Consider the following 6,687-nt stretch of genomic DNA (forward strand, 5'->3'; position numbering starts at 1 on the left):
CCGCGGCTCAGAACAGCAGCGCGACGCCGGAGACGAACAGCAACGCGAGCACGATCTTACGGAACATCGCCTCGTCGATCCGGCCGAACAGTTTTAGCCCGAGCCACGTTCCCGCAAAGAGAAACGGCAGGCCGAGCGCGAACAGCTTTGCGGTCTCGAACGTCAGCGCTCCCTTGGCGCCCAGAAAGAGCGCCGCCGTGGCGAACACCACGACTGCGACGGGCTGGAACGTGGCGCGCTGGACGTCCTTGGGCAGACCGCACAGATTGCACCAGATGGTGACGATGATGCCGGCAAGGCCGGTCAATCCACCCAGCAGGCCGTTGACGAACCCGATGGTCATGTCTGCGGCCGGCGGCACGATGGTCGCGACCTTGAGTTTTGGCCTGAAGAACGCATAGAGGCTGTAGACGACCAGGATCGCCCCAACCGCGATGCGGACGCTCTTGGGATCGGCCGAGGTCAGAAGTGACACGCCGACCGGCACGCCGACGACGGCACCAATCATGAAGGGCCATAGCCGGCGCCAGTCGAGCGCGCTGCGCAGCTTCCAGACCGAGTAGCCCTGCACCAGGAGGCCGAAGCCGACGATCAGGCTGGCGCTTTGAAGTGGCGTCAGCACGTAAAGCCACAGCGATGCCGCCACCAGGCCGAAGGCAAAGCCGGAGAGGCCGGCGACGAACGCGCCGGCGAAGGTGGCCGTCAGGAAAAGGGTAAGCTCGATTGTGATCCCGTCCATTGCTCGCTCCAAACATCAGCGAGCAGCGCTTGTGTGGGATCACCCACTTCATGGGGAGGCTGCGACACCCCCAAGGCTGCAAGCCTAGGTGAAGCCGCTTCCTTCCACAATGACGATGTTACGCGGCCCGGATCGCGTCCAGGAACTTCCCGACCTCGACCTTGAGGCGGCTGCTCTCGCCGGACAGCGACTTCGCTGACGCAAGCACGGTGGAGGAGGCCGATCCGGTCTGGCGCGCGCCGCGCTGCACGTCGACGATGCTGGCGGAGACCTGTTGGGTGCCGCGCGCCGCCTGCTGCACGTTGCGCGAAATCTCCCGCGTCGCGGCGCCCTGCTCCTCGACTGCGGAGGCGATCGCCGATGCGATCTCGGACATGCGGGTGATGGTGTCGCCGATCGACTTGATGGCGCCGACCGAATCCTCCGTCGCGCTCTGGATTCCCGTGATCTGCTGGCTGATCTCGCCGGTGGCCTTGGCGGTCTGCTCGGCCAGCGCCTTGACCTCGGAGGCGACCACGGCGAAGCCGCGCCCGGCCTCGCCGGCGCGCGCCGCCTCGATCGTTGCATTGAGCGCCAGAAGATTGGTCTGGCCCGCGATCTGGCTGATGAGCTCGACCACGTCGCCGATCCGGCCGGCAGCCTTGGCGAGCTCGCCGACATAGTCGTTGGTCCGCGCCGCCTGCTGCACCGCTTCGCTGGCGACCCGCGCGGAGTCCTGAACCTGTCGACCGATCTCGTCGACCGAAGACGCCATTTCCTCCGCGGCCGCGGCAACGGTCTGCACGTTGCTGGAGGCCTGCTCGGAGGCGGCCGCCACCGTCGCGGTGACCTTTTCCGATTGATCGGCGGTACTCGTCAGCGTTCCCGCCGACACTTCCAGCTCCGACGATGCCGACGACACGGTGTTGATGACGTCGCCGATCAACGCTTCGAAATCGCGCGCGATCTGGTCCATGCGCTGGCTGCGCCGGAGTTTCGCCTCGGCTTCCACCGCGGCGGCCTCGTCGGCAGCCTTCTTGGCGGAGAGCGAATCCTTGAAGTGCTGGAGCGAGCCCGCCACCTGGCTGATCTCGTCGTTACGGCCCGTCACGGGAATCTCGACCTCGTGCTGTCCGGCGGCAAGCGTTGCGATCACGTCCGCGAGCCGGCTCAGCGGCGTCACCACGCGCCGGCGCAGCATCATGGTCACACCACCGAGTGTCCCCAGCAGCGCCAGCACCGCCACGCCCGCGAGCGCGAGCATCGCAAGCGCGCCATCACGCGCGGCCGAGGCGCGCTCGGCAGCTTCGGTCAGCGCGGCATCGCGCACGCCGTAGAACATCTGGATGGCGGGGACAATGACGGTGGCCAGCTCTTCGGCGTTGATGCCGTATTTGCCGTCGCCACGAGCCGCGGGCATCTCTTTGTCCACGGCAGCGGCTGCTTTTCCGAAATAGGAATCCGTTGCCGCTTTCAGTGCGGTGGCGATGCGGGGCGGACTTCCGAGCTGGTCGATGCCGGCCTCGATGCGCTCGCGGTCGGCCTCGACGCGCCCCTGCATCCGATCCATCAGCGAGAATTCGGGAGCCGTGAGCGGGCGGCGCGCGCTCAGCGCCGGCGACAGCGTGGCGGCGCGGCTGCCGGCCGAGACGCGCAGGTCCTGCGCCGTTCGCGCCAGGCTCAACAGCGCCGCAAGCGAAGAATCGGCATTGATGACCTTGGCTTCGAGCCGGTTCATGATCGGCTCGATATTGCCGATGACCTCTGCAACGCCCGGTAGGAAGCCCTTGACCACAGCGCTGTCGCGCGCCGCCAAGGGAACGCTCATCGCGCGGTCTGCAGCGGTGTAGATATCCTTGAGCCGCCGGGCGGTACGGTCCAGGTTTTCGATCATCGGTCCGGAATCATCCAGCACAAGGATGGCGCGCCTTGCCCCCTCAAATGCGGCATCGGCTGCTTTCGCGGCCTTCGCGGCGCCTTCGATCTGGGCCTGCGTCGCAGGGTTCTCCTGGAAAATCGGCGAAATGTAGGGGGCACGAAGGCCGGCAACGTGCTGACTGACCATCAAGGTCGCACCAAAGGCGTCGACCGTCTTGATCGCGTCGGAGCGGTTCGTGAAGATGCGCGCCTGGGGTACGAGCACCTCGGCGCCAAGGATGACTGCAAACACCGTCACCGTCAGCATCGACAGCGCAAAGAGTTTCCCGATCCGCATTCTGATCCCCCGAATACATTCCTGCAAATGTCGAGAACCTAGCCGCTGGCCGCTAAGAGCCCGTTAAGCAACGGCATGCCCGTAGTTCCGCGGGGTATTGGGCTTCGAGTGCCTTCCGGGACGGTGTCGCCGAAGTTCCTTTGCGATGCCGGATGCGACAGAATCATCGGCATTTCTTCCCCGAATACCTATATCAATGCCTGGGCCGCCATCCGGCCACACTCCCTTACCTCGGAACGTCAATGCTCTCCGCCGAACTCGCCATCGTCGTCGTCCTGATCGTCATCAACGGCTTGCTGTCCATGTCCGAGCTCGCCGTGGTCTCGTCACGCCCGGCCCGGCTGTCGATGCTCGCCGCGAAGGGCGTCCGCGGCGCCGAGCGGGCGCTGACGCTCGCGGCCGACCCCGGCAAATTCCTCTCGACGGTGCAGATCGGGATCACGCTGGTCGGCGTGCTCTCCGGCGCGTTCTCGGGCGCGACGCTCGGACAGCGGCTGACGCAATGGCTGCTCGAGCTCGGCCTGTCCGCAGGAATTGCCGACATCGTCGGAGTGGGCCTGGTCGTCACGCTCATCACCTACGCCACCCTGATCGTCGGCGAGCTGGTGCCGAAGCAGGTGGCGCTGCGCGACCCCGAGAGCATCGCGGTCAGAGTTGCACCCGCGATGCACGTGCTTGCGAAGGTCTCGCTGCCGCTGGTCTTCCTGCTCGATCTCTCCGGCAAGCTGATCCTCACGCTGCTCGGCCACGGCGGCAAGTCCGAAGAGAAGGTCTCGGAAGACGAGATCCATCATCTCGTCAGCGAGGCCGAAAGCGCGGGCGTGCTCGAGTCAGGTGAAAAGGAGATGATCGCGGGCGTGATGCGGCTCGGCGATCGGCCGGTCGGCGCGATCATGACGCCGCGCACGGAGGTCAACGAGATCGACCTCAACGATACGCCGGAGAGCATTCAAGCGACCATCGCCAAGAGTCCGCATTCGCGCTTTCCAGTGTCCGACGGCGACCGCGACAAGCCGATCGGCGTGCTCCAGGCCAAGGACCTGCTGGTCGCCTTCATGAACGAGCGCACGCCGGATTTGCGCGTGCTGGTCCGCGAGGCGCCCGGCATTCCCGCATCGGCCGATGCCCGCGACGTGCTGGCGATCCTCAAGGCGGCGCCGGTGCATGTCGGCCTCGTCTACGACGAATACGGCGCCTTCGAAGGCATCGTGACGACGGCTGACATTCTGGAATCGATCGTCGGCGCCTTCCATTCCGAGGAAGGCCCGCCGGAACCGGCCTACGTCAAGCGCGCGGATGATTCGCTGCTGGTCTCAGGCTGGATGCCAGTCGACGAGTTCGGCGAGCTGATCGGCATCGAACTGCCGCCACACCGCTACAACACAGTCGCCGGCCTCGTGCTGCAACAGTTCAACGTGCTGCCTGATGTCGGCGACGCCTTCGACTTCGGCGACTGGCACATCGAGGTGGTCGATCTCGACGGACGGAGGATCGACAAGATTCTCGCGAGCCGGCGGAGCGAAGTAGAGACGGGGTGAGCGAGCGGCGACGTGAGGTGATGCTGAACTCACCACGTGTCGTCCCGGCCCTCACCCGAACCTCACCCCGATCCGCTTTTCCTTGCGCCAGATCACGGTGCAGGCGAGATGTTTTCCGTCGACCTGGACGAACAGGCTGAAATGGTCGGGGATGCCGACGGGACTGCTGACGTCGAGCGCGGCGCCGGTATCGGACAGGTTGCGGATAGTGCAGTCGATCGCGCCGCCGCCGCCGAACTCGATCGTTCCGGCCTTCAGCACGCGATGCCTTGCCTTGTCGCGCCGCTCGTCCATGGGGACAATCTACACCCAAAGTTGAACCAAGCGTTAAACGCGACCCTCATCGCGATGCCTTTACGCACGGGGGGCCTGCGGCCGACGCCCTACAGCGCCGGCTGGAACGTCTCGGTCCGCGCCATCCGCCAGGCGTCTCGGAAGCGCGGGTCTTCGGTGCCTTCGAGCAGCTCGCCCGGACGCAGCGAGGGATAGAGCTGCGCGAAGGATTTCACGTCCGTCGTCGAGGTACGCTGGGAGAAGTGGATCGGGCGCAGCTGCTGCGGATGTTCGAGACCGGCCGCGGCGATCAGCTCGGTCAGCGAGTGCAGCGTCGCAAGGTGATAATTGTGCACGCGGTCAATCTTGAGCGGCACGTAGAGTGCGCGCGCCCGCGTCGGATCCTGGGTCGCGACGCCGGTCGGGCAGCGGTCGGTGTGGCAGCTCAGCGACTGGATGCAGCCGAGCGAGAACATGAAGCCGCGCGCCGAATTACAGTAGTCCGCGCCGATCGACATGGCGCGTGCCATGTCGAAGGCGGTGGCGATCTTGCCGGAGGCGCCGATCTTGATGCGGTCGCGCGCGTTGATGCCGATCAGGGCGTTGTGGACGAAACTGACGCCCTCCCGCATCGGCATGCCCAGATGGTCCATGAACTCCAGCGGCGCGGCGCCGGTGCCGCCCTCGTTGCCGTCGACGACGATGAAGTCGGGATAGATGCCGGTCTCGATCATCGCCTTGCAGATCGCCAAAAATTCCCAGGGGTGGCCGATGCACAGCTTGAAGCCGGTCGGCTTGCCGCCGGAGAGCTTTCGCATCTCGCCGATGAACTGCATCATGCCAACAGGCGTCGAGAAGGCGCGATGCGAGGCCGGCGAGATGCAATCCTCGCCCATGGCGACTCCGCGGATCTTGGAAATCTCCTCCGAGACTTTCGCCGCCGGCAGCACGCCGCCATGACCGGGCTTGGCACCCTGGCTGATCTTGAGCTCGACCATCTTGATCTGGTCCTGGCGCGCGACGCGCGCGAAGGCTTCGGGATCGAAGGTGCCGTCGAGATGGCGGCAGCCGAAATAGCCCGAACCGATCTCCCAGATGATGTCGCCGCCCATCTCCGCGTGATAGGGGCTGAAGCCGCCCTCGCCGGTGTCGTGCGCGAAGCCGCCCTTCCTGGCGCCGGCATTCAGCGCGCGCACGGCGTTCGGGCTGAGCGCGCCAAAACTCATGGCGGAAATGTTGAACACCGAAGCCGAATACGGCTTGGCGCAATCCGGTCCGCCGATGGTGACGCGGAATTTCTCCTCGGCATGCGTCTTCGGCGAGACCGAGTGATGCATCCACTCATAACCCTGGCGGTAGACGTCCTCCTGGGTGCCGAACGGACGCTTGTCGAGCTGCATCTTGGCGCGCTGATAGACCACCGCACGGATGTCGCGCGAGAACGGCATGCCGTCCTTCTCGCTCTCGAAGAAGTACTGCCGCATCTCCGGGCGTATCTCTTCGAGCAAAAAACGGATATGGGCCGAGATCGGGTAGTTGCGCAGAACGGCGTGGCCCTTCTGCATGAGGTCGCGGACGCCAAGCGCCGTCAGCGCGCCGAAGATCAGGATCGGGATCAGCAGGATGTCGAAGATCTTGCCATCGGCAAATCCGATGCCGGTCAGCAGCGCCGTGACCACCGCGCAGATCGTCAGGACGATGAAGCGCGGAGAGAATGGCAGCAGCAGGGTTTCCATGATCCCCTCTTCCGCCAGCGGCAGCCGTTTGACCGACGGGTTGGGCGATTCCTGCGTCTTGTTCTCGTCGGCCACGATTCCCATCCTCTCGCCAGCATGAGGCGGTACGATACGCCCGCGCCTGTCATACGGATATGACGCGGCGGTTGTTTCACGCTAGCGAATTCGGCGGGGACAAATCAATCAGCCCGATAGGCGGGCTGCTGC

General features: G+C 65.3%; 5 protein-coding genes. 1 reads left to right on the top strand and 4 read right to left on the bottom strand.

The features are described 5' to 3' along the window. Nucleotides 1-7: 7 nt before the first annotated feature. Nucleotides 8-739 carry a sulfite exporter TauE/SafE family protein gene (locus IVB47_RS20135; protein ID WP_247463606.1) on the bottom strand — a complete coding sequence of 244 codons (732 nt, stop codon included), beginning with the start codon at nt 737-739 and terminating at the stop codon, nt 8-10. A 118-nt stretch (nt 740-857) separates the two neighbouring features. After that, entirely contained in the window at nt 858-2,933 is a 2,076-nt protein-coding gene (locus IVB47_RS20140; protein WP_247463610.1) for a HAMP domain-containing methyl-accepting chemotaxis protein, read from the bottom strand. A gap of 242 nt (nt 2,934-3,175) precedes the next feature. Between IVB47_RS20140 and IVB47_RS20145 the strand changes: the two genes are divergently transcribed. After that, entirely contained in the window at nt 3,176-4,471 is a 1,296-nt protein-coding gene (locus IVB47_RS20145) for a hemolysin family protein (protein WP_247463613.1), read from the top strand. Between the two features lie 51 nt (nt 4,472-4,522). On the opposite strand, the gene IVB47_RS20150 is transcribed toward IVB47_RS20145, so the two are convergent. Together IVB47_RS20150 and IVB47_RS20155 are read right to left on the bottom strand one after the other, a co-directional pair. Further along, the gene (locus tag IVB47_RS20150) at nt 4,523-4,765 is read right to left on the bottom strand and encodes a PilZ domain-containing protein (RefSeq protein ID WP_247357630.1); all 243 of its coding nucleotides are present in this window, start codon (nt 4,763-4,765) and stop codon (nt 4,523-4,525) included. Between the two features lie 89 nt (nt 4,766-4,854). Then, complete coding sequence (locus tag IVB47_RS20155) at nt 4,855-6,564, bottom strand: FMN-binding glutamate synthase family protein (RefSeq protein WP_247463616.1); 1,710 nt, start codon at nt 6,562-6,564, stop codon at nt 4,855-4,857. Nucleotides 6,565-6,687 lie beyond the last annotated feature (123 nt).

The sequence above is a fragment of the Bradyrhizobium sp. 62 genome, assembly GCF_023073035.1.
Taxonomy (GTDB): Bacteria; Pseudomonadota; Alphaproteobacteria; order Rhizobiales; family Xanthobacteraceae; genus Bradyrhizobium.